The organism is Salinarimonas rosea DSM 21201, assembly GCF_000429045.1.
Classification (GTDB): domain Bacteria; phylum Pseudomonadota; class Alphaproteobacteria; order Rhizobiales; family Beijerinckiaceae; genus Salinarimonas; species Salinarimonas rosea.
This window is the reverse complement of record NZ_KE386841.1, coordinates 209,003-235,380: the sequence shown is the minus strand read 5'-3', so window position 1 is coordinate 235,380 and position 26,378 is coordinate 209,003. Positions and strand designations below refer to the sequence as shown.

Genomic DNA, 26,378 nt, shown 5'->3' with positions numbered 1-26,378 from the left:
GCGCGCGCTCGGGGCAAGCATGCACGCGCGTCAGAACGCCTCGGCCGCCACCTGCCGCAGGGCCGCCTCCACGGCCGCCGCGTCGTCGCCGACGACGAGGGCGATGCGCAGCTCGTCGCCCTCTTCGCGGGCGAGCGTCGCGCCGTGGGCCGAGCGGCCGGTCGCCGCCGCGGCGAGGGAGACGGCGAAGCCGTCGAGGCCCTCGATCGCGAGCCGGCGGGTCTCCACCTGCGTCGTCACCGCACGGCGGGCGTCGTTCGTGTCGGCGCGGTCGCGCTCCGCGAGGTAGGTCGCCAGCCGCCGCGGATCGGCGAGCACCGCGCGCGCCTCCTGCGCGGCCTCCCCGCGCAGGCGCAGGACGGAGACCATGAGCCGGTCGGGACAATCGGCGTCGAGGCAGGCGGCGACTCCCTCCGGCTCGCCGCGGTCGAGCGCGGACCAGTCGTCGACCGGCAGGACGAGCCAGCCGGTCTCGTCCGGCAGCCCGGCGACGAGCCGCGGACCGCCGACGCAGCCGGCGAGCAGCACGAGGGCCCCGGCAGCGAGGATCGCCACCGGGACGCGGGCACGGACGGGTCGGAATCGGCGCATCGTCATCGCAACGGGACGAAAGCACGGCGGGCCCCGCCTCGCCAGAGCGCGACCGACGATATCCACCACCGCGGCCGCATGCCGCGCGCGATCCGAATCGCCGCTCGAGCGTTGCCCCGGGGCGCAGGAGCCCGGCTTCCGATGAACCAGAGACCCGTGATGCCCGATCTCGCCGAGCCCGCGGGCCGCGAGCCGCAGGCGGCCAGCCTGCAGGTCGCCGAGGCGGGCGAGGACACCCTCGCGCGGGCGCTCACGCGCGTCCTCGCCGATCCGGGCGTGCCGGCACGGCACCTGCGCATTCTGCGCGACGGCACCGAGAACTACCCCGCCTGGCTCGCGGCGATCCGCGGGGCGCGGGAGCGGATCGACTTCGAGAACTTCATCGTCGCCGACGACGAGACCGGACGCACCTTCGCCGAGGCGTTGATCGAGCGGGCGCGCGCCGGCGTGCGGGTGCGGGTGCTCTACGACTGGCTCGGATCGGCGGCGCGGGCCTCGCGGGACTATTGGCGCGCGCTCGCGCAGGCCGGCGTGGCGGTCCGTGTCTACGGCCCGCTGCGCCCCTCGCGCCCGCACTGGTTCGTGCGCGACCACCGCAAGCTCCTGGCGGTGGACGGGCACACCGGCTTCGTCTCGGGCCTGTGCGTCTCCGACAACTGGACCGGCCGCGCCGGTGTCGCGCCCTGGCGCGACACCGGCATCGCCCTGTCGGGCCCCGCCGCCGTCGCCGCGCTCGAGGCCGCCTTCGCCGAGACCTGGGACGCCGCGACGCCACGCCGGGGATCGCCGGAGGCCCGTCCTCTGCCGGCGGCCCCGGTCCCGCCGGCGCACGGCGCGTGGGGTGTCGCGCCGCCGGCCGGCGAGCCGGTCCCCGTCCGGGTCGTGCGCGGGCGTCCGGGCGATCGCCGGCTCTACCGGCTCGACCTCCTGGCGCTCGCGACCGCCCGCACCCGCGCCTTCGTCACGGACAGCTACTTCCTCCCCACCCGCGCCTATCGCGAGGCGCTGCTCGACGCCGCCCGCGCCGGCGTCGACGTGCGCCTGCTCGTGCCCGGCGCGAACGACGTGCCGACGCTGCCCGCCTTCGTGCGCACCGCCTATCGCGAGCTGATCGAGGCGGGCGTGCGCGTCTACGAATGGTCCGGGCCGATGCTGCACGCCAAGACCGCCGTGTTCGACGGGCGGATCTCGCGGGTCGGGTCCACCAACCTCAACCCGGCGAGCTGGTTCGGCAATTTCGAGATCGACGTCGTCGTCGACGATCCCGGCTTCGGCGCCGCCATGGAGGCCATGTTCGCCGAGGATCTCGCCGGCGCGACCGAGATCGTCCTCGCCGACAAGCGCGGCGCGCCGGCCCTGCCGCGGCCGGTCGCGGTCGCGCCGCCCCCGAGCCTCGCCGGGCGCTTCGCCCAAGGGCGCTGGCGCGAGAGCGCCGCCTCGGTCGGCCGCGTGCTCGTCTCGGCGATCGCGCAGCGCGCGCCGCTGTCGCGGCTCGAGTCGGCCTCCGCCGCGACCCTTGCCGCGATGGCGGCGGCAGGCGCCGTCGCCATCGCGCTGTGGCCGGGAATCGTGGGCTTCACCCTATCGGTGACGCTCGGCTGGATCGCGCTCGCCCTCGTGATCCGCCTGTTTCGCGAGCGCCGGCGCGGGCGCATCGCCGAGCGGCGGCTCTCGGCGCAGACGCGTCGGCTGCTGGAGCGCCTGCGCCGACGCGGCTGAGGCGGAGCCTCGGCCGGATCACTGCCGCGGCGCCATCGTCACCATCGTGTGCCTCGTCCGGTTCGGTGGGGTCGCGGCACGGGGCCCGCCCGTCGCAGGCGATCGGGCCGGATGCGTTCCCCCGACCGTGCGCCGCCCCGCCGCGCGTCCCGGCGCCGCGCCGCGACGTTAGGAACCGACGCCTCCTCCGCACCGTTCGGCTTGCGTGCGCACGCGGCTCTCCCCCGGCCGCCGTGGCGTGCGACCTCGGTCGCGTGCGAGACGCGACGCCCACCGTCGACGACGAGGGACATCCCATGGAGCTCGACGCCTTCATCCTGTCGCGGATCCAGTTCGCGTTCACGGTGGCGTTCCACATCATCTTCCCGGCCTTCACGATCGGGCTGGCGAGCTGGCTCGCGGCGCTCGAGTTCCGCTGGCTGCGCACCGGCAACCCGGTCTTCAAGAACCTCTACAAGTTCTGGGTGAAGGTCTTCGCCGTGTCCTTCGGGCTCGGGGTCGTCTCCGGCATCGTGATGTCCTACCAGTTCGGCACCAACTGGTCGGGCTTCTCGGACTTCACCGGAAACGTGCTCGGGCCCGTGATCGCCTACGAGGTGGTCACCGCCTTCTTCCTGGAGGCCGCCTTCCTCGGCATCATGCTGTTCGGCTGGAACAAGGTCGGCGACCGGCTGCACTTCTTCGCCACCTGCATGGTGGCGATCGGCACGCTGCTCTCGGCCTTCTGGATCCTGTCCGCCAATTCCTGGATGCAGACGCCCGCCGGCTTCGAGATCCAGAACGGCGTGGCCGTCCCGACGAACTGGTTCGAGGTCGTCTTCAACCCCTCCTTCCCCAACCGCTTCGCCCACATGGTGATGGCCTGCTATCTCACCACCGCGTTCGCGGTGGCGGGGATGTCGGCCTACATGCTGCTGCGCGGGCGCCGCCGGGGGCGCGAGACGGGTCACACGCTGCGCATGGAGGGCGCGCGCCGCTCGCTCTCGATGGCCACCGCCTTTGCGGCGATCTTCGCGCCGGTGCAGATCTTCCTCGGCGACCTGCACGGGCTCAACGTGCTCGCCTACCAGCCGACCAAGCTCGCGGCGATGGAGGGGAACTGGGAGACGCAGGCCGGCGCGCCACTGCTCCTCTTCGCCATCCCCGACGAGGAGGCGGAGGAGAACCGCTTCGAGATCGGCATCCCCAAGCTCGGCTCGCTGATCCTCACCCACGAGCTCGACGGCGTGGTCCCCGGCCTGAAGGAGGTGCCCGCCGAGATGCGCCCGCCGATCTGGCCGGTGTTCTACTCCTTCCGCGTCATGGTCGCGATCGGCTTCCTGATGCTGGCGGTGGGCGCCTGGTCGATCTGGCTGCGGCTGCGCGGGCGGCTCTACGACAGCCCCGCCTTCCTGTGGACCTGCGTGGCGATGCTGCCGTCGGGCTTCGTCGCGGTGCTCACCGGCTGGTTCACCGCCGAGATCGGGCGCCAGCCTTACGTCGTCTACGGCCTGCTGCGCACCGTCGACGCCGTCTCGCCGGTGACGGCGGGCGCCGTCGCGGCCTCGCTCGCGGCCTTCGTGGTCGTCTACGCGATCATTTTCACGGCAGGCACCTACTACCTCTTCAAGCTCCTGCGCCGCGGGCCGGACGAGCACGAGGTCATGCCGGGCCAGACGCCCGCCGAGCGCCCCAAGCGGCCCTTCTCGGCCGCCGAGGAGCGGCTGCCCGGCCGCGAGGGCGGCCGCGCCCCCGCCGAGTGACGCCATAGGACAGGAGAGCGGAGCATGTTCGGATACGCAGAGGGCCTCGAGGGTCTCGCGCTGTGGCTCCCGCTGATCTGGGCGGGCCTGATCTCGTTGGCCGTGGTCATGTACGTGATCATGGACGGATTCGATCTCGGCGTCGGGATCCTGTTCCGCCCAGCCCAGCGGGAGAACTGGCGCGACCGGATGATGATCTCGGTCGCGCCGATCTGGGACGGCAACGAGACCTGGCTCATCCTCGGCGGCGGCGGGCTGTTCGCCGTGTTCCACCTCGCCTACGCGCTGCTCATGCCGGCGCTCTACATCCCGATCATCGTCATGCTGCTGGCGCTGATCTTCCGCGGCGTCGCCTTCGAGTTCCGGTTCAAGGCGGACTCGTCGAAGTTCCTCTGGGACAACGCCTTCCACTACGGATCGCTGGTCGCGACCTTCGCGCAGGGCGTGGTGCTCGGCACCTTCGTGCAGGGCTTCACGGTGGTGGGTCGCGAGTTCGCCGGCGGCACCTTCGATTGGGCGACGCCGTTCGCGATGATGACCGGGGTCGGCCTCGTCGCCGGCTACGGGCTGCTCGGCGCGACCTGGGTCGTGATGAAGACCACCGGCGAGCTCGAGATGTGGGCGCGGCGCAAGGCCTACCGCTACCTGATCGGCGCGATCGTGGCGATGGCGGTGGTCTCGATTTGGGTGCCGTTCCTCGGCATCGAGATCGAGGCGCGCTGGTTCTCGACGCCCAACATCTACTATCTCGCCCCGATCCCGCTGCTCACCGCGCTCGTCGCCTTCGGGATCTGGCGGACGCTCGAGAACGAGCGGCAGTACTGGCCGTTCGTGCTCTCGATCTGCCTCTTCCTGCTCGGCTTCCTCGGGCTCGGCGTGAGCCTGTTCCCCTACATCGTGCCGCCGAGCGTCACCATCTGGGAGGCGGCGAACACGGTGAACAGCCAGCTCTTCGCGCTCGTCGGCTTCTCGATCGTGATCCCGATCATCTTCGGCTACACGATCTACGTGTACTGGGTGTTCCGCGGAAAGGTGCCCGAGACGCTCGAGGACAGCGGGTACCATTGATGAGCGCGCGCCTTCGCCGCATCGCCTGGTTCGTCGGGCTCTACGTCGTCGCGCTCGTCGCCTTCGCCGGCGTCGTCTACGGGCTGCGGGCGATCGTGCCCGGCGGCTGAGCGCGCGCGTCAGCCGCGCCCCTGCCAGAACACGCTGCCCTCGAAGGAGAGGACCGGCTCGCCGTGCTGGTTCACGCCCTCGTTGCGCTGGCGGACGATCCCCCAGCCGGGCCGCGAGGCCGAGGGGCGGGCCTCGACGATCGTCGTCGCGAAGCTGATCGTGTCCCCGGCATAGACCGGCCGCGTCCAGGACAGGTCGCGGAAGCCGGGAGACGCGCCCAACGCCACCGGCCCGCGCCCGGCCCGCCGCGCCGCCTCCGCCTGGCGCTCCCGATGGTCGACCATGGCGCGCATGAAGGCCGCCGTCGTGTGCCACCCCGACGCGCAAAGCCCCCCGAAGCGGCTCGCCGCCGCCGCCGCGGCGTCCACGTGGAAGGCCTGCGGGTCGAAGGCGCGGGCGAAGGCGACGATCTCCTGCGCCGGGAAATGGCGGGCGCCGATCGGCTCCCGCGCGCCGGGAACGAGGTCCTCGAAGGGCGGCAGCGGCACGGGGGCGTCCGCCGGCGGCGCCTCGACCTCGGGAGCGGCGACACGCGCCATCGGCGTGGGGGCCGGCGCGCCGCGGCGGCCGAAGAGGATGAGGTTCGTCTGCTCGAGCACCGGTGCGCCGGCCTCGTCGGCGAGATGGAAGCGGAAGCGCACGAGGCCCATCTCCGGCTTCGAGCGCGAGGCGCGGGTCTCCAGCACCTCGTGACCGCCGAAGAGCCGCATTCCCGGCAGGATCGGCGCGCGCCAGCGCACCGCCTCGATGCCCGGCGCGCCGAGCGAGGCGGCCTCGAGCAGGAAGGCGTCGGCGACCATCCGCATCAAGAGCGCGCAGCTGTGCCAGCCCGATGCGATCAGCCGCCCCGCGAAGCTCCCCCGCGCCGCCTCGGCGTCGAGGTGGAAGGGCTGGGGATCCCAGTCGCGGGCGAAGGCGACGATCGCCGCCTCGTCGAGCACGATCGGCGCGTAGGCCATCGTGTCGCCGGGGCGGAAATCCTCGAGGTGGGTGCGGGGTGATGTCGGCATCGTGCGATCTCGGCTGCGCCCCGCCGTTCTGCCACGCGCCGCCCGTGCCGAACAGGCCCCCGAAGGCGGTGCCGCGCCGGCGCACCCCCGCCCGGGGTGGAGCACGAGAGGCCGGTGAGGGGGAACGCCGGCGGCGCCTTCCGTACGGCGCGCCCCCATCCGTCTCGCTCAATGCGCGCCGCCGTGCGTCCCGAACAACGCCGTCCCGTCGGCGCCCGGGAGCGCGATCACCACATTCTGCATCATGCCCTGGTCCTCGTGGTCGAGGATGTGGCAGTGGAGCACGAACTCGCCGATGTAGCGCTGGTAGCGCGTGCGCATCACCACCCGGTAGCCCGGCTTGACGAAGAGCGTGTCCTTCCACACGCCTTTCATCCCGGCGTATTGCGGATCGTCCGGCTCGCCCGTCACGCTGACGTCGACGCCCGCGGGGTTCAGGATCGCCACCACCTGGAACGGGTTGACGTGGATGTGGAAGGGGTGGCCGGCGGCGGGGTTCGTCCCCGAGGTCAGCGTCCACTCGTCGACGCCGCCCAGCGTGAGGAGCCGGTCGATGCGGGTCGGATCGTAGGGCTCGCCGTCGATCAGGAAGCCGGTGGGCGTGCTGCTCGTGTCGATGGAAAAGGCGAGTGTCTGCGTCCCCGTCACCTCTGCCGCCTCGATCGTCGGATGCGGCACGAACTTCGTCAGCTTCAGGCCGTCCCGGAGGTCGGCGATCACCGCGCCGCGCACGTCCGCGGGCATGGTGCGCTCCGCCGCCGCGACGAGGGCGGCTTCCAGGTAGGCGGCGAGCCCCGCCGCGTCCGTCGGCACCGGGTCCGCGCCGGCCTCGCCGAGCGAGACGTCGACGGCGCCGAGCAGCTGGCGGCTCTCGGCACCGCCGCTCACGGTCGTCGTGGCGGGGGCCTGCGTATCGATCACGCAGTAGCGTCCCGCCTCGGGGAAGACGACGAGGAGATCGGTGCGGTAGCCGGGCTGGAGCACGCTCGTCGTGCGCGGGTCGATCACGCCGCGCGTGAGCCCGTCCTCGGCCATGGCGAACGTGGCCAGGGGCTCGCCGGGGCAGTTCGCCGCCATCCAGTCCTCCTCGGCACCCGCCGACGCGTCGAGCGGCCCGGCGCCCTCGGCGGCCTTGCGGAACTCGAGCTTGACCGTGTCGCGGATGCCCGCATGCGCGACGCGCCAGCGCTCGACACGCCCCGCCTCCGCCCCGGGGAAGGTCGGCAGGATCTCGCCGTTGATCGAGGTGTAGCGGCCCGACGCCGCCCAGTCGCCCGGCGCGAAGTTGTCGTAGCTCTCGATGATGCCGGTCTGGCCCGGGTCGCAGCGATAGGTGCCGTCCGGGTTGGTCTCGAGGGTCCCCTGCGCGTCGTAGCACGCGTACTGGTTCTGCTGGAGCAGCACGAGCCGCTCCGCGTAGGGCGTGCCGTCCGCCCGCATCAGCAGCGTGTCGATGTCGCCGGTCGTCTCCGGCGTCGGCAGCCGGTCGCCGCGGACGAGGATGAACCCGGCCATGCCGGAGGACACCTGCAGCGCCACGCCGCCGTGCAGGTGGGGGTGGTACCAGAACGTGCCCGACGGATGATCGGCGGGGATGTTCCACTCGTACTGGAAGGACACCCCGGGATCGATGGCGATCAGGACGTTGTCGCTGTTGCCCGTGGGCGAGATCCACAGCCCGTGCGAGTGCAGGTTGGTACGGTTGAAGCAGTGCGGGACGTTGATGTCGGCAGTATCTCCGGGGCAGGACTGGTCCTCGACCGGCAGCTCGTTGTGCAGCGTCACCCGCACGGTCTCGCCCGGCGTGACCTGGATGGTGGGCCCGACATAGGCCGGCGCGTTCGCCGCCGCCGGCGCGGCGAGATCGACATAGGCCCGCAGCCGCGCGGCGTCGTCGCGCCCCTCGGCCGGATCCCAGATCGCCCCGTCGACGTAGCGGATGGCGAGATCGAGCACCGCCTCCCCCGGCGCCACACGCGGCGTCGGCACGGGCGGGGCGAGGAGGAACGGCGCGAGCGCATCCGGCGGCGGCGCGGCTCGCTGGAGGACGGCGTCCGGGATGGCGGGAACGAGCCGCTCGGCCGGTTGGGCGAGGGCCGCGGGGGCGAGCGCGAGCAGCGCGATCGTGGTGGTGGCGGCGCATGCGGCGGGGTGCGGTGCCGGACGGCGGCTCGCCGCAATCGGTCGATGTCTCATGATGATGCCTTTCCCTCGGCCGGCGCTGGTGGCGATTCGGCCCGCTCGACCTTGTATGGAGAAGCTTGCGCGACCATTGCGAGCAATGGCAATCCGGAGATGCGCGCATGGGGGCGGATCGAGGGCGTGCCCGGCGCCCGCAGACCGCCGAGGTCCCGGTTGAAGAGGGGCCGCGCATCTCTATATTCGTCCACGAAACGCAGGGCCGCCGCCGTCGGCCACACCGGAGGCGGCGGCTCCATCGACCCGGCGGCCTTCGTTCGGCCGGCCGCCGGGATCGGACGGCGCGCGGCGGCGCAAGCCGACACTTTCATTTCGGTTCGAGACGCGGCATAAGCCGACCACGACAGCACGAGCGGGACCCGTCGAGCGCGCCATGACACAAGACCTGATCCGCTACGACCTCCTGGTGCAGGACGCGCTCAAGGGCGTGGTGCGCAAGGTGCTGGCGGACGCCGCGCGCGAGGGGCTGCCCGGCGAGCACCATTTCTACGTCTCCTTCCAGACCACCTTTCCCGGCGTGCGCCTGTCCTCGCGCATGCGCGAGAAGTATCCGGACACGATGACGATCGTGCTCCAGCACCAGTTCTGGGATCTCGCCATCACCGAGCATTCCTTCGAGGTGGGGCTCTCCTTCGGCGGCGTGCCCGAGCGGCTGCTCGTCCCCTTCGACGCGCTCACCGGCTTCTTCGACCCGTCCGTGCAGTTCGGGCTGAAGTTCGAGATCCGCGATGCCGAGCCGGCCCCGGTGCCCGCCGCGGGCCCCGTGGCGGTCGAGACGCCGCGCCAGCCGGCCCGCGGCGCCGGCTCCGAGCCGGCCGAGACCGAGCCGCGCCGTGCGCCGGCGACGACGCCGCGCATCCCCGCGTCGCGCCGCTCCGCCGAGGGTGCCGAGGGTGCGGAGGGCGCCGACGAGGCCCGCGCGAAGAAGGGAGCGGGTAAGCCGTCGCTCGAGAAGAAGAAATCCGGCGAGACGGAGCCCGCGAAGGACGGCGAAGGCGCCGGCGGTGCCGAGACGCCGAGCGGCGCCGAGGTCGTGAGCCTCGACGCGTTCCGCAAGAAGACCTGATCCGTTCCATATTCGTTCTTGACACGGGCGAGACGGCCGCGATAGCCTGGGGGCAACCTCGGGAGGCGTACGGCATGTCCCTGCGATCGATCTCATCGGGAAGCGCCCGCGCGGGGCACGGCGCCGCGGCGCGGGTGGAGGAGCCCGGCGCGCCGCTGACACCGGCCGGCTTCGAGGCCGCGCGCGCGCGGCTCGGGGTCGCGCCCGCGGTGCTCTGGGCGGTGATGGCGGTGGAGGCACGCGCCTGCGGCTTCCTGCCGGACCGCAGGCCCGTTATCCTGTTCGAGCGCCACGTCTTCCACCGGCGCACCGGCGGCCGCTTCGACGCCGCGCATCCGGGGATCTCCCACGCCAGGCCCGGCGGCTACGGCGCGGCGGGAGCGGCGCAGCACGCCCGCCTCGCCACGGCGCTCGCGCTCGACCGGCGCGCGGCGCTCGAGAGCACGTCCTGGGGGCTCGGCCAGGTGATGGGCTTCAACGCCGCGCCGGCGGGGTACGCCGACGTCGAGGCGCTCGTCGCCGCGATGCGCGCGAGCGAGGACGCGCAGCTCGCCGCCATGGCGGCCTTCGTCGTCGCGCGCGGGCTGGCGGAGCCCCTGCGGGCGCACGACTGGGCGGCCTTCGCCCGCGGCTACAACGGCCCGGCTTTCGCGCGCAACGCCTACGACCTGCGCCTCGCCCGAGCCCGGGAGAGCCTCGCTGCCGGCCCCCTCCCCGATCTCGCCGTGCGCGCCGCGCAGCTGCGCCTCCTCTATGCCGGGCTCGACCCCGGCCCCGTCGACGGGCGGATGGGCCGGCGCACCCGCGCGGCGCTCGCCGCCTTCCGCATGCGCGCCGGCGAGCCGGAGCGGGAGGCAGCCGCGAGGGCGTTCGCGGCGGCGGACCTCGCCGCGCTCGAACGCGCCACCCGGCGGGACGCCGTCGCGACGGTCGGCGCGATCTTCGACGACGGGGAACGGGCCGCCTGACGCACGAGGACCGGCTCGGCGCGCGTCAGAACCGCAGCACGCGCAGGAGACGCGCGATGTCGAGGAGCGATACGAGCGCCGAGGCGACGTAGGTGAGCGCGGCGGCGCGCAGCACGCTCTTGGCCTTGGGCAGATCCTCGGCGGGGAGAAAGCCGCCCTTCTCGAGGATCGGCAGGGCGCGGGCGAAGCTCGCATCGAGCTCGACGGGCAGCGTCAGGAGGTGGACGAGAACGCGCGAGCCGAGCAGCGCGACGGCGACGCCGATCTGGAGGACGAGGAGGACGGGCGACTTCACGACGAGCATCACGACGGGTGCGAGCGCGAGCACGATCGCCGCGGCGACCTCGATGGCGCGCAGCGATCCCGCGAGCTTCAGGCGCGTGGCGAGGAGCCGGTCGCCGTCGGCGTCCTGCATGGCGTGGGACGCCTCGTGCGCGGCCACCGCGATCGCGGTGATCGAGCGACCGTCGTGGTTGTCTGGGGAGAGCCGCACGACCTTGTCGATCGGGTCGTAATGGTCCCCGCCCGGCGGCGCGAGCTCGACGCGCACGTTCGCGAGCCGCGCCCTGTCGAGCAGGTGCCGCGCGAGCTCGCCCCCGGTGCCGGGGAAGTCGGCCCGGTCGCCGGCATGCGCGCGCATGACCCGGCGCACCCACCATTGCGGCAGGAAGATCGCGGCCAGGAGGAGGAGACCGAGGAAGCCGAGGACGAGCGCCATTCTGCCAATCTAGGCGCGACCCGCGCGTTCGGGTAGTGGCGGCGGGCTGCGACCGAGTGCGGCGGCGGGCCGGAGAACACGCGCTTCGGCTCGCGCCACCCGTCTCTCCGCCCGGATGCGACGGGGAGCGAGCAGGTGCGAATCGGTGCGGGCGGCCCCATCTTCCGGGCACGTCCCCGCTCCGGCAGTGCCCGCAGGGGTGATTGACCGGAGGCGGGAGATATGTCAGCATTGCTGACGTAAATTCGCGCGAGAAGACCGGGAAACCCGGCGGGCGCGGCCTCGAGGAGGAGGAAGCCATGGACGACGTACGACGCGCCGCCGGACCCGAGGCTCTCGGGCAGGAGCCGGATCGCGAGACCGCAGCCGCCGAGCGCGCGGCGGGTGCCATCGGCGAGGCGCTCCAGACATCGGCCCTGCGCGCGGTGTCGCTCGACGACAAGTACGATCTTTCCAAGGAGCGGGTCTTCCTCACCGGCACGCAGGCGATCATCCGCATGCTGCTGATGCAGCGCGAGCGCGATCGCCTCGCGGGGCTCGACACCGCGGGGTTCGTCTCGGGCTATCGCGGCTCACCCATCGGCGGGCTCGACCTCAACCTGTTTCGCGCCAAGAAGCAGCTCGCCGCCGCGAACATCGTCTTCCAGCCCGGGCTGAACGAGGAGCTCGCCGCCACCGCGGTCTGGGGCTCGCAGCAGGCGCAGATGCGCGGCGAGGGCAAGCACGACGGCGTCTTCGGCGTCTGGTACGGCAAGGGCCCGGGCGTCGACCGCTCCGGGGACGTCTTCCGCCACGGCAACATGGCGGGCTCGGCCGCGAACGGCGGCGTGCTCGCGCTGATGGGCGACGATCACACGGCCGAGAGCTCGACGGTGGCGCACCAGTCCGAGTTCCACTTCGTCGACGTGATGATGCCGATCCTGAACCCGGCCGGCGTCCAGGAAATCCTCGACTACGGCCTGCACGGCTTCGCCATGAGCCGCTTCACGGGCGCGTGGGTCGCCTTCAAGTGCGTCAAGGACAACATCGAGTCGACCGCCTCCGTCGACGCCGCGCTCGGCCGCGTGAAGATCGAGATCCCCGACGGCTTCGTCATGCCGCCGGGCGGGCTCAACATCCGCGCCGGCGACGGCATCCTCGAGCAGGAGGCGCGCCTGCACGACTTCAAGCGCGATGCGATGCTGGCCTACGTGCGCGCGAACGGGCTGAACAAGCTCGTGCTGTCGGGCGGACGCACACCCAAGATCGGCGTGATCACGGTGGGCAAGTCCTATCTCGACGTGCGGCAGGCCATGGACGAGCTCGGCCTCGACGAGGTCGCGGCCAACGACATGGGCCTTCGCCTCTACAAGGTCGCCTGCCCCTGGCCGCTGTCCCAGGCCGAGCTCGTCGAGTTCGCCCGCGGGCTCGACCTCGTCATGGTGGTCGAGGAGAAGCGCTCGCTCATCGAGGTCCAGGTCCGCGAGGAGCTCTACGGCACGACGGACCAGCCGACCTGCATCGGCAAGAAGGACGAGGAGGGCCGCTGGCTCTTCCCGGTCAAGGGCGCGCTCGATTCGAACGAGATCGCCGTCGCGCTCGGCGAGCGGCTCCTGCGATACCACGACAACGACGACCTGCGCGGCCGGGTGGAGCGCATCCGCCGGGCCCAGGAGGTGCTGGCGCAGACGACGGACGTCGGCACCCGCACGCCGCATTTCTGCGCCGGCTGCCCGCACAACACCTCGACCAAGGTGCCCGACGGCATGCGGGCCTATGCCGGCATCGGCTGCCACTACATGGTCCAGTGGATGGAGCGCGGCACGCAGGGCTTCACCCAGATGGGCGGCGAGGGCGCGAACTGGATCGGCGAGGCGCCCTTCTCCAAGCGCGGCCACGTCTTCCAGAACCTGGGCGACGGCACCTACAACCATTCGGGCATTCTCGCCCTGCGCTGGGCCGCGCACACCAAGACCGACATCACCTACAAGATCCTCTACAACGACGCCGTGGCCATGACCGGCGGCCAGCCGCACGAGGGCAACCTCACGGTGGACATGATCGCCCGCCAGGTGCGCGCCGAGGGCGTGGAGCGGATCGCGCTCGTCACCGACGAGCCGGACAAGTACCCCAAGACCATCGAGTGGCCGAAGGGGATCACCATCCACCATCGCGACGATCTCGACGACGTGCAGCGGCAGCTCGCCGAGGTCCGCGGCGTCTCCGTGCTGATCTACGACCAGACCTGCGCCTCCGAGAAGCGCCGGCGCCGCAAGCGCGGCACCTATCCCGATCCGGACAAGCGCGTGATCATCAACGAGCTCGTCTGCGAGGGCTGCGGTGATTGCTCCGTGCAGTCGAACTGCGTCGCCGTGCAGCCGCTCGAGACCGAGTACGGCCGCAAGCGGCAGATCGACCAGTCGAACTGCAACAAGGACTTCTCCTGCGTGAAGGGCTTCTGCCCCTCGTTCGTCACGGTGGAGGGCGCCAAGCCCCGCAAGGCGAAGGTGACGGGCTCGGCCGACGCGCTGCCGGAGTCCGTACCGGAGCCCGCGATCCCGGCGATCGACCGCACCTGGAACTGCATCGTCACGGGCGTGGGCGGCACCGGCGTCGTCACCATCGGCGCGATCCTCGGCATGGCGGCGCATCTCGAGGGCAAGGGCTGCGGCATGATCGACATGGCCGGCCTCGCCCAGAAGGGCGGCGCGGTCTATTCCCACGTGCGCCTCGCCAACTCGCCGGAAGAGATCCACGCCATCCGCGTCGCGGCGGGCTCGGCGGATCTCGTTCTCGGCTGCGACCTCGTCGTCACCGGCATGAAGAAGGTGCTCGCCGGCGTCTCCGCCGGGCGCACGGCGCTCGTGGTCAACACGGCGGAAAATTTCCCGGGCGACTTCACCCGCAACCCGGACTTCTCCCTGCCGGCGGTGCGCCTGCGCCGCGAGATCGAGCGCCATGCCGGCGGCGACAGGCTCGACTTCCTCGACGCCACCGCGATCGCCACGGCGGTGCTCGGCAACGCCATCGCCGCCAACATGATGATGCTCGGCTTCGCCTGGCAGAAGGGCGCGATCCCGCTCGGGGCCGAGGCCATCGAGCGCGCCATCGCGCTCAACGGCGAGGCGGTCCCGATGAACCTCGAGGCGTTCCGGCTCGGCCGGCGCGCGGCGGCGCATCCGGAGGGGCTCGCCCGGCTCGTCGCCTCGCTGAAGGCGCCGACCAAGGCCCGCACGCTCTCGCAGACGCTCGACGAGGCGGTCGCGCGGCGGGTGGAGTTCCTCACGGCCTACCAGAGCAAGCGCTATGCGCGCGCCTACGAGCGGCTCGTCGCCAGGGTCCGCGAGGCGGAGGCCGACAAGGTGCCGGGCTCGGACGCGCTCGCGCAGGCCGTGGCGCGCAACCTGTTCAAGCTCATGGCCTACAAGGACGAGTACGAGGTCGCGCGGCTGTACTCGGACGGCTCGTTCCAGCAGCAGGTGAACCAGACCTTCGAGGGCGAGAACCTGCGCTACACCTTCCACCTCGCCCCGCCGCTGCTGGCGCCCAGGGACAAGAAGACCGGCCTGCCGCGCAAGCTCACCTTCGGGCCGTGGATGATGAAGGCGTTCGGCGGGCTCGCGAAGCTCAAGGGCCTGCGCGGCACGCCGCTCGACGTCTTCGGCTACACGGCCGAGCGGCGGACGGAGCGCCGGCTGGTCCGCGAGTACGAGGCGCTGCTCGAGGAGATCGTCGCGCGGCTCTCCCGCGAGACGCACGTCACCGCGGTCGGCCTCGCCTCGCTGCCCGCGAAGATCCGTGGCTTCGGCCACGTGAAGGAGCGCAACCTCGCCGCCGCGAAGGCGGAGGAGGCGGCGCTGCTGGAGCGGCTGCGCAATCCGGAGCGAACGGAGATGGCGACGGCGGCCGAGTAGGCCGCACCCCGGCCGCCTCGGGCGCAGCGGCGCACCCGCATCGACGATCCTGCACACGAGCCCCGCGCCCCGTCGCGGGGCTCGTGTCGTTTTTCCGCAGTGCGGTACGCGACCCGGGCTCGCGCCCGCTGCCCCGTCCGCCGCGCGGATGACGAAACGTCCTGATCTCAGTCACTTGGGAATTCTTCGCATTCGCGATATCCGCTGCAGACGACGCGTAGTGCAGCGCAGCGAAATCGTACGAATGTCTAGGGTCATGAAGGCGCATTCGCTCTAGATGGACAACATTCCCTGAGCTAGCGTCGAGGCATGCGCGAGAGAAGACTGGCCCGATCCAGCGTGCATGCACCACTTCGAGCGAAAGTCTCGGGAGGACTCGATGAATAAGCTGACAATCAACCGCCGCGGCCTGATCAAGAGCACCGCCGTCGTAGGCGCCGGCCTCGCGATGCCGCACATCTTCACGCGCCGCGCCAACGCCTTCACCAACGAGCCGACCGGTTCCACGGTCACGCTCGGCTTCAACGTACCCCAGACCGGCCCCTACGCCGACGAGGGCCTCGATCAGCTGCGCGCCTACCAGCTCGCCGTCGAGCACCTCAACGGCGAGGGCGACGGCGGCATGCTCAACACGTTCTCGTCCAAGGCCCTCTCCGGCAACGGCATCCTCGGCAAGAAGGTCGCCTACGTCACCGGCGACACGCAGACGAAGTCGGACGCCGCCCGCGCATCCGCCCGCTCGATGATCGAGAAGGACGGCGCGGTGATGATCACCGGCGGCTCGTCCTCGGGCGTCGCGGTGGCCGTGCAGGCGCTCTGCCAGGAGGCGGGCGTGATCTTCATGGCGGGCCTCACCCACGCCAACGACACCACCGGCAAGGACAAGAAGGCGAACGGCTTCCGCCACTTCTTCAACTCGTACATGTCCGGTGCGGCGCTCGCGCCGGTACTCGAGACCGCCTACGGCACCGACCGCAACGCCTATTATCTCACCGCCGACTACAATTGGGGCTACACGACCGAGCAGGCGATCCGCGAGGCGACCGAGGCCATGGGCTGGAACACGGTCGAGACCGTGCTCACCCCGCTCGCGGCCACGGACTTCTCGTCCTACATCGCCCCGGTGCTGAACTCCGATGCGGACGTGCTCGTCCTCGTGCACTACGGCGGCAACATGGTGAACTCGCTCACCAACGCGGTGCAGTTCGGCCTGCGCGAGCGCCAGAAGAACGGCAAGCAGTTCGAGATCGTGGTGCCGCTCTACTCGGAGCTGATGGCCAAGGGCGCCGGCGCCAACATCAAGGGCATCTTCGGCTCCCAGAACTGGGACTGGAAGCTCGAGAACATGCTCGGCGACCGCTACGTCGGCACCAACGCCTTCGTGCGCTCCTTCGGCGAGAAGTACGGCTTCCCGCCGAGCCAGGCGGCACACACCGGCTACGTCCAGGCGATCCTCTACGCGGATGCCGTCGAGCGGGCGGGTTCGTTCAACCCGTGCGCGGTGGCCGAGGCGCTCGAGGGCTTCGAGTTCGACGGGCTCGGCAACGGCCCGACGCTCTACCGCGCCGACGACCACCAGTGCTTCAAGGACGTGGTGGTCGTGAAGGGCAAGGAGAACCCGGAGGACGAGTTCGACCTCGTCGAGATCGTCGAGGTGACGCCGACCGAGCAGGTCACCTACGCGCCGGACCACCCGCAGTTCGCCGGCGGCGAGCTCGGCAGCTGCAACCCCGGCGCCTGATCCCGGCACACGCGCTTCGCGATCGGCCGGCCGCGTGGGACACGCGCGGCCGGCCTCGCGGTCCCGACGGCCCCGATCCGAGACGGCACGCTCCATGGACGCCATCATCCTGCAGGTCCTCAACGGGCTCGACAAAGGCTCGGCCTACGCGCTGATCGCGCTCGGGCTGACGCTGATCTTCGGCACGCTCGGCGTCGTGAACTTCGCCCACGGGGCGCTGTTCATGCTCGGCGCCTTCTGCGCCGTGACGCTCTCGCGTCTGCTCGCCATCTCCCACGAGACCGCCGACCCGACCCGGACGGACTTCCTCGGCAACCCGCTCAAGGTCCAGACCCCCTACGTCGAGGAGTGGTTCGGGCCGGAGATCGGCGGCACGATCGTCGAATGGTCGGTGCCGCTCGGCATCCTGTTCGCGATCCCGATCATGATCGCGGTCGGCCTCGCCATGGAGCGGGGGCTGATCCGCTACTTCTACAAGCGCCCGCACGCGGACCAGATCCTGGTGACATTCGGCCTCGCGATCGTCCTCCAGGAGGTCATCAAGTACTTCTTCGGCGCGAACCCGATCCCGACCCCGGCGCCGCCGGCGCTCGTCGGCTCGCTCGACTTCGGCGTGATGATCGGCTTCGATCCGGGATCGATCATCTATCCCTACTGGCGGCTGATCTACTTCGTCTTTGCCGCGATCCTCATCGCCGCGGTGTTCGCCTTCCTGCAGTTCACCACGTTCGGCATGGTGGTGCGCGCCGGCATGGCCGACCGCGAGACCGTCGGCCTGCTCGGCATCGACATCGACAAGCGCTTCACCATCATGTTCGCCATCGCGGCGGTGGTGGCCGGCCTCGCCGGCGTGATGTACGCGCCGATCAACTCGCCGAACTACCACATGGGCATGGACTTCCTCGTCCTGTCCTTCGTCGTGGTGGTCGTCGGCGGCATGGGCTCGCTCGGCGGCGCGGTTCTCGCGGGCTTCCTGCTCGGCGTGCTCGAGAGCTTCGCCTCGATGCCGCAGGTCACGAACGTCGTCCCGGGCATCAACCAGATCGTGATCTACCTCGTCGCGATCATCATCCTCCTCACGCGGCCGCGCGGACTCCTTGGCCGCAAGGGCGTCATGGAGTAGGCCGCCATGCTCGGGCTGAACAAGAAGGACACCTCCCTGTTCCTGATCGTGGTGGCGCTGACGGTGTTCGCGCCGTTCATCCTCAACCCGTTCCCGGTGGGCTCGGATCTCGCGCAGTTCAACGCCGGCTACCCGGACCTGATGCAGCGCTTCCTGATCTTCGGGATCTTCGCCATCGGCTTCAACATCCTCTTCGGGCTGACCGGATACCTGTCCTTCGGCCACGCCGCCTTCCTGGGCGTGGGCTCGTATGCCGGCGTGTGGATGATGAAGCTGCTCACGATGAACGTCGTGCCGGCGATCCTCGTGTCGGTCGTGGTCGCGGGCCTGTTCTCGCTCCTCGTCGGCTGGATCTCGCTGCGACGCTCGGGGATCTATTTCTCGATCCTGACGCTCGCCTTCGCGCAGATGTCCTTCGCGCTGGCCTATTCCGTGCTCACCCCGATCACCGGCGGGGAGACCGGCCTGCAGCTGTCGCTGTCGGATCCGCGCGTGTTCGGCGTCAGCGCGACGCCGCAGGGCTCGATCCCGCTCACCAACTTCTTCGGGCTCGAGATGCGCGACAGCGCGGAGCTGGCGCTCGGCGGCTGGCTGTTCACCTTCAACGCGGGCTATTATCTCTGCGCCGTGCTGATGCTGGCGGCCTTCTACGTCGCGATCCGGATCTTCCGCTCGCCCTTCGGCATGATGCTCAAGGCGGTGAAATCCAACCAGCAGCGCATGCAGTACACCGGCCTGAACCCGAAGCCCTACACGCTCGCCGCCTTCGTCATCTCCGGCATGTACGCCGGCCTCGCCGGCGGCCTGATGGTGTCGATGGACCCCCTCGCCGGTGCCGAGCGCATGTTCTGGACGGCGTCGGGCGAGGTCGTGCTGATGACGATCCTCGGCGGCGCGGGCACGCTGATCGGGCCGGTGCTCGGCGCGGGCTTCATCAAGTACATGGAGAACATCGTCTCCAAGATCAACGAAGGCATCCTCCACACCTGGTTCGGCTTCCTGCCGGACGGCCTCGAGGACTTCGTCGTCGCCGTCTTCTACCCCTTCGTCGGCAAGGGCTGGCACCTCACGCTGGGCATCATGTTCATGCTCGTCGTGATCTTCCTGCCCGGCGGCATCGTCGAGGGCGGCCAGCGCATCGCGCGCCTGTTCCGCCGCCGGCCGGCGCGGGCGCACGAGCGCTCGGTCGGCGCCCCGTCCTCCAGCGCCGCGGAGTGAGCGTCATGGGCATCCTCGAGGTCAAGAACGTCAACAAGTCATTCGGCGGCCTGAAAGCCCTGCGCGAGGTCAACCTCGACGTCGCCGAGGGCTCGGTCCACGCCATCATCGGCCCGAACGGGGCGGGCAAGTCGACGCTGCTGAACACGCTGATCGCCAAGCTCACGCCCGACACCGGCTCCGTCACCTTCGACGGGCGGCCGCTCATCGGGATGACGCCCCACCAGATCAACCAGATCGGCGTCGCGCGCGTCTTCCAGACACCGGAGATCTTCGGGGAGCTCTCGCTCCTCGAGAACGTGATGATCCCCGCCTTCGCCCGGCGCGACGGGGCCTTCGGCCTGCACGCCTGGAACCAGGTCGTGGCCGAGCGCGACATCCGCGACCGTGCGATGTCGCTCCTCGCCGACCTCAAGCTCGACGGCAAGGCCCATGTCGAGGCCCAGCATCTCTCGCGCGGAGACAAGCGGAGGCTCGAGCTCGCCATGTGCCTCGTCCAGGAGCCCAAGCTCCTCCTCCTCGACGAGCCCACGGCCGGGATGTCGCGGGCCGACACGAACCGCACGATCGAGCTCCTCAAGGAGATCGCCAAGCGCGGCATCACCATGGTCGTCATCGAGCACGACATGCACGTCGTCTTCTCGCTGGCGCAGAAGATCTCGGTGCTCGCCCAGGGCGCCATCATCGCCGAGGACCTGCCCGAGAATATCAAGGGCAACCCGAAGGTCCAGGAAGCCTATCTCGGGGGAGCGCATCTATGAGCGACACCACGCACGCCGCCGCCCGCCCGCGCGAGGCGCCGGAGGCGCCCGCGGCCCGCGAGGGCGCTCCCGTCGAGAGCCGGCGGGGCGGCATCCTGCTCGCGGACGAGGTCTTCGCCCACGCCGAGGGTGGCCCCAAGCCGCGGACGCTCGCCGAGCACGCCTATTTCTCGGTCTGGGACCTGCACGCCTATTACGGCGAGAGCTACATCGTGCAGGGCGTCTCCTTCCAGGTCCGCGAGGGGGAGATCCTGGCGCTGCTCGGCCGCAACGGCGCGGGCAAGACCTCGACCCTGCGCGCCATCGCCCGCACCGACTCGCCGGAGGTGCGCCACGGCGAGATCTGGCTCGACCACAAGGCGATCCATTCCATGCGGGCCCACGGCGCGGCGCAGAACGGCATCGGCCTCGTGCCGGAGGACCGGCGCATCATCCAGGGGCTGACGGTGGAGGAGAACCTCCAGCTCGCCCAGATCGCGCCGCCGAAAGGCTGGTCGATCGAGCGCATCTACGATCTCTTCCCGCGGCTCGGCGAGCGCCGCAAGCAGGAGGGCACGACGCTCTCGGGCGGCGAGCAGCAGATGCTCGCCATCGGCCGCACGCTCGCGCGCGACGTCAAGCTGCTGCTGCTGGACGAGCCCTACGAGGGCCTCGCGCCGGTGATCGTCCAGGAGATCGAGCGCACGCTCGAGGAGATCAAGCGGCTGGGCATGACGACGATCATCGTCGAGCAGAACGCCATCGCCGCCCTCCATCTGGCGGACCGTGCGATCATCCTCGACATGGGCGAGATCGTCTTCGACGGAACGGCGAAGGACGTGCTCGACAACGTCGAGCTCAGGCAGGAGTACCTGGCGATCTGAGGGCTCAGAGCCGCGCCGAGACGTCCTGCGTCTCCACCACGACCTCCCGCGGCTCGCCATCGCGCAGCACGAGAAGCCGCACGCTCTCGCCGACCTCGACGTCGCCGAGCGTGCGGGTGAGGTCGGCGAAGGTCTCCACCCGCTCGCCGTCGACCGCGAGGATGATGTCGCCGATGGCGCCCGTGCGCATGTCGACGCCACGCAGGCCGGCCTCCTCGGCCGGCGAGCCGCGCACGACCCGCAGGACCACGACGCCCTCGATCCCGAGGCGGCGCGAGATCGCGTCCTCGCCGACGACGACGCCGATGCCGGGGGTGGGCACCGTGCCGTCGCGAATGAGCTCGGGCACGACGTCGTTGACGACGTCGATCGGCACCGCGAAGCCGATGCCGGCGGAGGCGCCCGAGGGCGAGAAGATCGCCGTGTTGACGCCGATCACCCGCGCGGCGGAATCGAGCAGCGGCCCGCCGGAATTGCCGGGGTTGATCGCGGCGTCGGTCTGGATCACGTCGGCGATCTCGCGGCCGCGCCCCGTGGGCAGCGTGCGCTGGAGCGCGGAGATCACGCCCGTCGTCAGCGTCTGGTCGAGCCCGAACGGGTTGCCGATCGCGTAGGTCCATTGCCCGACGACGAGCTCGTCCGAGGCGCCGATCGGCAGCGGCGGCGGGATGCGGGTCGGCCGCGACAGCCGCAGCACGGCGATGTCGACGTTGGGCGCGCGCCCGACGACGGCCGCCTCGACGATCTCGCCGTCGGCGAGCCGCACCGAGACCTCCTGCGCGCCGGCGATCACGTGGTTGTTGGTGACGACGTGGCCGGCCCGATCCCACACGAAGCCCGAGCCGGACTGCAGCCCGCCGCCCCGCGGGTCGAGCATGCCGGCACCCGGGGCGCGCCCGAAGACGTGCACGACCGAGGGCGAGGCCTGCGCGAACACCTCGACGGCGTTGATCTCCAGGCCGCCGAGGTCCCCTCTCACGGAGACCGCCCGCGGCTCCGCCTCGGAGAAGAACAGCCGCAGAAGGTAGGGCTCCGCGACGTAGGCCGCGAACAGCGCGACGAGCGCCACGAGGACGAGGCGGAAGAAGCCGGTGGTCACGAGGTCTCCTGGGATGGCGGCGGCTCGCGGAAGAACGCGCGCAGCACGGTGACGGTTCGGGCGGTGTCCCAGTACCTCCCCGGAGGGGAGGAGTCCGCGCGAAGCGCGGGCGGTGGGGCCGTTCGATGTCCTCGCGAGCCGGCCCGCCGTCCTCCCCACCCTCCGGCCTTCGGCCTCCGTCCTCCCCTGCGGGGAGGTGGCGCGCACGAAACATCGCGCCCCCATTCTTTCCATTCTCGAAAAGATCCCTCCCCGTCCCCCGCGATTGAACCCCGGGCGCCGCACTGCTAGCTCCTATCCTCGGCCCGCCGCGGTCCACGACGAGGGAGGATATCCATGACTCAGCGCATCGACGCCCACGGCCTCAAGGTCGCCGCCGAGCTCCACGCCTTCGTCGAGGAGGAGGCGCTGCCCGGCACCGGCGTGTCCGCCGACGCCTTCTGGCGGGGCCTGTCGGACCTCGTGCACGACCTCGCGCCGAAGAACCGCGCGCTGCTCGCCCGCCGCGAGGAGCTTCAGAGCGCCGTCGACGCCTGGCACCTCGAGCGCCGCGGCAAGCCGCACGACGCCGCCGCCTACGAGGCGTTCCTGCGCGAGATCGGCTACCTCGTCCCCGAAGGCGCGGACTTCGCGGTCGAGACCACGAACGTCGACCCTGAGATCGCCACGATCGCCGGCCCGCAGCTCGTCGTGCCGATCACCAACGCGCGCTACGCGCTCAACGCGGCCAACGCCCGCTTCGGCTCGCTCTACGACGCGCTCTACGGCACCGACGCGCTCGGCGACGCGCCGACGGGCGGCGGCTACGATCCGCAGCGCGGGGCGCGGGTGATCGCCTGGGCCAAGGGCCTCCTCGACACGATCGCGCCGCTCGCCCACGGCTCCCACGCCGGCGCGACGGGCTACCGCGTCGAGAACGGTGCGCTCGTCGTCACGCTCGAGGGCGGAGCCGAGACGCGGCTCGAGGAGGCCACGCGCTTCGTCGGCCACCGCGGCGGCGCGGACGCGCCCGAGGGCGTGCTCCTGCGCCACAACGCGCTCCACGCCGAGATCGCCGTCGACCGCACCCACCCGATCGGGAAGACCGACAAGGCCGGCGTCGCGGACGTGATCCTCGAGTCCGCGGTCTCGACCATCATGGACTGCGAGGACTCGGTCGCCTGCGTCGATGCCGCCGACAAGGTCGTCGCCTACCGCAACTGGCTCGGCCTGATGAAGGGCGATCTCGCGACGGAGGTCGCGAAGGGCGGGCGGACCTTCACCCGCCGCCTCGACCCCGACCGCGTCTACACGGGAGCCGACGGGCGGGAGCTCACGCTCCACGGCCGCTCGCTGATGCTGATCCGCAACGTCGGCCACCTGATGACCAACCCCGCCGTGCTCGACCGCGACGGGAACGAGATCTTCGAGGGCCTGCTCGACGCGATGATCACGTCGGCGATCGCGATCCACGACCTGAAGGGCCACGGCCCCGGCAACTCGCGCGCCGGCTCGGTCTACATCGTCAAGCCGAAGATGCACGGGCCCGAGGAAGTCGCCTTCACGAACGAGATCTTTGGCCGGGTGGAGGATGCGCTCGGGCTCGCGCGCTTCACGCTCAAGGTCGGCATCATGGACGAGGAGCGCCGCACCACGGTGAACCTCAAGGAGTGCATCCGCGCCGCCAAGAACCGCGTCGTGTTCATCAACACGGGCTTCCTCGACCGCACCGGCGACGAGATCCACACCTCGATGGAAGCCGGGCCGATGGTCCGCAAGAACGACATGAAGGGCACGGCCTGGATCCAGGCCTACGAGAACCGCAACGTCGACGTCGGGCTGGCCTGCGGGCTCGTCGGCAAGGCGCAGATCGGCAAGGGCATGTGGGCCATGCCCGACCGCATGAACGCCATGCTGGAGCAGAAGGTCGGCCACCCGATGGCGGGCGCGAGCTGCGCCTGGGTTCCCTCCCCCACCGCCGCGACGCTGCACGCAACGCACTACCATGAGGTCGACGTGAAGGCCCGCCAGGGCGAGCTCGCGAAGCGCGGCCTCGCGCCGCTCGCCGACATCCTGACGATCCCGCTGGCCGACCGGCCGAACTGGTCGGACGAGGAGGTCCGCTCCGAGATCGAGAACAACGCCCAGGGCATCCTCGGCTACGTCGTGCGGTGGATCGACCAGGGCGTGGGCTGCTCCAAGGTGCCCGACATCCACGACGTCGGCCTGATGGAGGACCGCGCCACCTGCCGGATCTCCTCGCAGCACCTGGCGAACTGGCTCCATCACGGCGTCGTGTCGCGCGAGCAGGTCCTGGAGACGATGAAGCGCATGGCGGCGGTGGTCGACCGGCAGAACGCGGGCGATCCGCTCTACCAGCCGATGGCCCCCGCCTTCGACGGCCCGGCCTTCCGTGCGGCCTGCGACCTCGTCTTCGAGGGCCGCGTCCAGCCCTCGGGCTACACCGAGCCGGTCCTCCATGCGCGGCGCCTGGAGAAGAAGGCGCAAGCCTGACCGCGCCCGCCACGCCGCTTCCTCCCCGCAGGGGAGGAGTCCGCGCGAAGCGCGGGCGGTGGGGCCGTTCGGGCCTCCTGCCGAGCCGGTTCGCCGCCCTCCCCGCCCTCCGGCCTTCGGCCGTCGTCCTCCCCTGCGGGGAGGAGGCGGTCGGAGCCTGCCGCAAGCGTGGCCGTTGCCGCGGTGCAACAGGCGGGCCTCGCCTGCATCGGCGGGGGGCCGTTGCCGCGGCGACGCTTTGACGAACCCAGCGCCGGCTTATAAGTATCGTAACGATCGCAAAGCAAGTTCCATGCCGGTGAGCCCGGCCGGGCGGTCGCGAGGGTACGCATGAGTCTGTCGCAACGAATGGAGCTGCGCCAGGGCCAGTCCCTGGTGATGACGCCTCAGCTCCTGCAGGCGATCAAGCTCCTGCAGCTCTCCCATCTCGATCTCGTGGCCTACGTCGACGCCGAGCTCGAGCGCAATCCCCTGCTCGAGCGGCACGAGGAGAGCGACGGGCCCGACGCCCGCGAGCGGCCCGAGCCCGTCTCCGACGAGCCCCCCGCCTGGGACACGGACACGCTGCCTTCGGACCGCTCGACGCTGGAGGGCGACCTCGACACCTCGCTCGACAATTCCTTCGACCCGGACGGCTCCGGCGTCGGCCCGCGGGCCGAGGCGCAGGCCTTCGCCGAGGGCGACCGGCTTCCGCTCGCGCCGGGCCCCTGGACCGGCGTCGGCCCCGGCGGCTCGTTCGACGGGCCGGAGACCGATTTCGAGGCCCGCCTCGCCCGGGAGGTGACGCTCGCGGAGCACCTCGCGGGCCAGCTCGACCTCGCCGTCGCCGACCCGATGGAGCGCCTCGTCGGCCGTTTCCTGATCGACGCCATCGACGAGGCGGGCTGGCTCGCCGAGACCGTCGAGGCGGTGGCCGGGCGGCTCTCGTGCCCCGTCCCGCTCGTGGAGCGCGTCCTCGCCACGATCCAGCGATTCGATCCCGCGGGCGTCGGCGCGCGCGACCTCGCCGAGTGCCTCGCGATCCAGCTGCGCGAGCGCGACCGCTTCGATCCCGCCATGCAGGCGCTCGTCTCGCGCCTCGACCTCCTCGCCAAGCGCGACCTCAAGGCGCTCGAGCGCCTGTGCGGCGTCGACGAGGAGGACCTCGCGCAGATGATCCGCGAGATCCGCGCGCTCGACCCCAAGCCCGGCCGCGCCTTCGGCGGCGCGCCGGTCGAGGTGCTCGTGCCCGACGTCTTCGTGCGCCCCGCGCCCGACGGATCCTGGCTGATCGACCTCAACCCCGACACGCTGCCGCGCGTCCTGATGAACCAGGCCTACTACGCACGCGTCGCACGCTCGGCCAAGACGGACACCGAGCGGGCCTTCGTCACCGAGTGCCTGCAGAACGCGAACTGGCTGACCCGCTCCCTGGACCAGCGGGCGAAGACCATCCTCAAGGTGGCGAGCGAGATCGTGCGCCAGCAGGACGGTTTCTTCGCCCACGGCGTCACCCACCTGCGCCCGCTCAACCTGCGCACCATCGCCGACGCCATCGGCATGCACGAATCGACCGTCTCGCGGGTGACCTCCAACAAGTCGATCGGCACGCTGCGCGGCGTGTTCGAGATGAAGTACTTCTTCACGGCGGCGATCGCGGGGACGGGGGGCGACCAGCACTCCTCCGAGGCGGTGCGCCACCGCATCAAGCAGCTCATCGACGCCGAGCGCCCGAGCGCCGTCCTCTCCGACGATCAGCTCGTCAAGATCCTGCGGGGAGAGGGCATCGACATCGCCCGGCGGACAGTCGCCAAGTACCGGGAATCGCTGCGCATTCCCTCCTCGATCGAGCGCCGCCGGGCGAAGGGCGGCTGACACGGGTGGACCTCCGGCGCCCCGCCCTTCGTTGACGGACGCGCCCCGCCTCCTTACCACATGGAGGAACGAACCGCGCCAGACCCGTCCCGGACGGGGGGTGCGCGTGTCGCGAGCGGGGGAGCCCGTCGCCATCGGGGG

18 protein-coding genes are annotated in these 26,378 nt (G+C 71.2%); 13 read left to right on the top strand and 5 right to left on the bottom strand.

The genetic code is table 11. The annotated features are described in order from the left end of the window. Positions 1-30 precede the first annotated feature (30 nt). Entirely contained in the window at positions 31-591 is a 561-nt protein-coding gene (locus tag G407_RS0122390; RefSeq protein ID WP_156917684.1) for a hypothetical protein, read from the bottom strand. A 141-nt stretch (positions 592-732) separates the two neighbouring features. Between G407_RS0122390 and G407_RS0122385 the strand changes: the two genes are divergently transcribed. The 3 genes from G407_RS0122385 (at position 733) to cydB (ending at position 5,120) form a co-directional block, all read left to right on the top strand. Continuing rightward, a complete protein-coding gene (locus G407_RS0122385; protein WP_052341752.1) occupies positions 733-2,310 on the top strand; it encodes a phospholipase D-like domain-containing protein in 1,578 nt (525 codons plus the stop codon). 296 nt (positions 2,311-2,606) lie between these two features. Then, positions 2,607-4,052, top strand: coding sequence for a cytochrome ubiquinol oxidase subunit I (locus G407_RS0122380; protein ID WP_029032601.1), 1,446 nt, complete (start codon positions 2,607-2,609; stop codon positions 4,050-4,052). Positions 4,053-4,076: 24 nt separating this feature from the next. Continuing rightward, on the top strand, positions 4,077-5,120 hold the full coding sequence (gene cydB / locus G407_RS0122375) for a cytochrome d ubiquinol oxidase subunit II (RefSeq protein ID WP_029032600.1): 1,044 nt from the start codon (positions 4,077-4,079) through the stop codon (positions 5,118-5,120). A gap of 119 nt (positions 5,121-5,239) precedes the next feature. Here the strand turns inward: cydB and G407_RS0122365 are convergent, their stop codons facing one another. Further along, entirely contained in the window at positions 5,240-6,241 is a 1,002-nt protein-coding gene (locus G407_RS0122365) for a MaoC family dehydratase (RefSeq protein WP_029032599.1), read from the bottom strand. Positions 6,242-6,409: 168 nt separating this feature from the next. Next, entirely contained in the window at positions 6,410-8,437 is a 2,028-nt protein-coding gene (locus G407_RS29435; RefSeq protein ID WP_084327740.1) for a multicopper oxidase family protein, read from the bottom strand. 376 nt (positions 8,438-8,813) lie between these two features. Between G407_RS29435 and G407_RS0122355 the strand changes: the two genes are divergently transcribed. Next, positions 8,814-9,506: an SspB family protein gene (locus G407_RS0122355; RefSeq protein WP_029032598.1), complete on the top strand. Its 693-nt coding sequence runs from the start codon at positions 8,814-8,816 to the stop codon at positions 9,504-9,506. 74 nt (positions 9,507-9,580) lie between these two features. Further along, positions 9,581-10,474, top strand: coding sequence for an N-acetylmuramidase domain-containing protein (locus tag G407_RS29430; RefSeq protein ID WP_156917682.1), 894 nt, complete (start codon positions 9,581-9,583; stop codon positions 10,472-10,474). Positions 10,475-10,499: 25 nt separating this feature from the next. Here the strand turns inward: G407_RS29430 and G407_RS0122345 are convergent, their stop codons facing one another. Continuing rightward, positions 10,500-11,192, bottom strand: coding sequence for a zinc metallopeptidase (locus tag G407_RS0122345; RefSeq protein ID WP_029032597.1), 693 nt, complete (start codon positions 11,190-11,192; stop codon positions 10,500-10,502). Between the two features lie 299 nt (positions 11,193-11,491). Here G407_RS0122345 and G407_RS0122340 point away from each other — a divergent pair, with 299 nt between their 5' ends. From G407_RS0122340 to G407_RS29425, 6 genes are all read left to right on the top strand, one after another. Beyond that, the gene (locus G407_RS0122340; protein WP_084327739.1) at positions 11,492-15,085 is read left to right on the top strand and encodes an indolepyruvate ferredoxin oxidoreductase family protein; all 3,594 of its coding nucleotides are present in this window, start codon (positions 11,492-11,494) and stop codon (positions 15,083-15,085) included. Positions 15,086-15,464: 379 nt separating this feature from the next. Then, complete coding sequence (locus G407_RS0122335) at positions 15,465-16,826, top strand: substrate-binding protein (RefSeq protein WP_029032595.1); 1,362 nt, start codon at positions 15,465-15,467, stop codon at positions 16,824-16,826. A gap of 94 nt (positions 16,827-16,920) precedes the next feature. Then, positions 16,921-17,949, top strand: a complete 1,029-nt coding sequence (locus tag G407_RS0122330) for a branched-chain amino acid ABC transporter permease (protein WP_029032594.1) — start codon at positions 16,921-16,923, stop codon at positions 17,947-17,949. Between the two features lie 6 nt (positions 17,950-17,955). Next, positions 17,956-19,167 (top strand): branched-chain amino acid ABC transporter permease, encoded by a 1,212-nt coding sequence (locus tag G407_RS0122325; RefSeq protein WP_029032593.1) that lies wholly within the window; start codon positions 17,956-17,958, stop codon positions 19,165-19,167. A 5-nt stretch (positions 19,168-19,172) separates the two neighbouring features. After that, entirely contained in the window at positions 19,173-19,928 is a 756-nt protein-coding gene (locus G407_RS0122320; protein WP_029032592.1) for an ABC transporter ATP-binding protein, read from the top strand. Then, positions 19,925-20,791: an ABC transporter ATP-binding protein gene (locus G407_RS29425; protein WP_084327738.1), complete on the top strand. Its 867-nt coding sequence runs from the start codon at positions 19,925-19,927 to the stop codon at positions 20,789-20,791. The genes G407_RS0122320 and G407_RS29425 overlap by 4 nt, the downstream gene beginning before the upstream one ends. Before the next feature lie 4 nt (positions 20,792-20,795). Here G407_RS29425 and G407_RS0122310 read toward each other — a convergent pair whose 3' ends face one another. Continuing rightward, a complete protein-coding gene (locus tag G407_RS0122310; RefSeq protein ID WP_029032591.1) occupies positions 20,796-21,890 on the bottom strand; it encodes a S1C family serine protease in 1,095 nt (364 codons plus the stop codon). A gap of 336 nt (positions 21,891-22,226) precedes the next feature. Between G407_RS0122310 and G407_RS0122305 the strand changes: the two genes are divergently transcribed. Both G407_RS0122305 and rpoN read left to right on the top strand, forming a co-directional pair. Further along, positions 22,227-24,383, top strand: coding sequence for a malate synthase G (locus G407_RS0122305; RefSeq protein WP_029032590.1), 2,157 nt, complete (start codon positions 22,227-22,229; stop codon positions 24,381-24,383). Positions 24,384-24,713: 330 nt separating this feature from the next. Then, on the top strand, positions 24,714-26,237 hold the full coding sequence (gene rpoN, locus G407_RS0122300) for an RNA polymerase factor sigma-54 (RefSeq protein WP_029032589.1): 1,524 nt from the start codon (positions 24,714-24,716) through the stop codon (positions 26,235-26,237). Positions 26,238-26,378: the final 141 nt, after the last annotated feature.

Coding starts and splice junctions, on each gene's coding strand:
- G407_RS0122390 (WP_156917684.1), bottom strand. CDS start 591: ATGCGCCGATTCCGACCCGTCCGTGCCCGCGTCCCGGTGGCGATCCTC.
- G407_RS0122385 (WP_052341752.1), top strand. CDS start 733: ATGAACCAGAGACCCGTGATGCCCGATCTCGCCGAGCCCGCGGGCCGC.
- G407_RS0122380 (WP_029032601.1), top strand. CDS start 2,607: ATGGAGCTCGACGCCTTCATCCTGTCGCGGATCCAGTTCGCGTTCACG.
- cydB (WP_029032600.1), top strand. CDS start 4,077: ATGTTCGGATACGCAGAGGGCCTCGAGGGTCTCGCGCTGTGGCTCCCG.
- G407_RS0122365 (WP_029032599.1), bottom strand. CDS start 6,241: ATGCCGACATCACCCCGCACCCACCTCGAGGATTTCCGCCCCGGCGAC.
- G407_RS29435 (WP_084327740.1), bottom strand. CDS start 8,437: ATGAGACATCGACCGATTGCGGCGAGCCGCCGTCCGGCACCGCACCCC.
- G407_RS0122355 (WP_029032598.1), top strand. CDS start 8,814: ATGACACAAGACCTGATCCGCTACGACCTCCTGGTGCAGGACGCGCTC.
- G407_RS29430 (WP_156917682.1), top strand. CDS start 9,581: ATGTCCCTGCGATCGATCTCATCGGGAAGCGCCCGCGCGGGGCACGGC.
- G407_RS0122345 (WP_029032597.1), bottom strand. CDS start 11,192: ATGGCGCTCGTCCTCGGCTTCCTCGGTCTCCTCCTCCTGGCCGCGATC.
- G407_RS0122340 (WP_084327739.1), top strand. CDS start 11,492: ATGGACGACGTACGACGCGCCGCCGGACCCGAGGCTCTCGGGCAGGAG.
- G407_RS0122335 (WP_029032595.1), top strand. CDS start 15,465: ATGAATAAGCTGACAATCAACCGCCGCGGCCTGATCAAGAGCACCGCC.
- G407_RS0122330 (WP_029032594.1), top strand. CDS start 16,921: ATGGACGCCATCATCCTGCAGGTCCTCAACGGGCTCGACAAAGGCTCG.
- G407_RS0122325 (WP_029032593.1), top strand. CDS start 17,956: ATGCTCGGGCTGAACAAGAAGGACACCTCCCTGTTCCTGATCGTGGTG.
- G407_RS0122320 (WP_029032592.1), top strand. CDS start 19,173: ATGGGCATCCTCGAGGTCAAGAACGTCAACAAGTCATTCGGCGGCCTG.
- G407_RS29425 (WP_084327738.1), top strand. CDS start 19,925: ATGAGCGACACCACGCACGCCGCCGCCCGCCCGCGCGAGGCGCCGGAG.
- G407_RS0122305 (WP_029032590.1), top strand. CDS start 22,227: ATGACTCAGCGCATCGACGCCCACGGCCTCAAGGTCGCCGCCGAGCTC.
- rpoN (WP_029032589.1), top strand. CDS start 24,714: ATGAGTCTGTCGCAACGAATGGAGCTGCGCCAGGGCCAGTCCCTGGTG.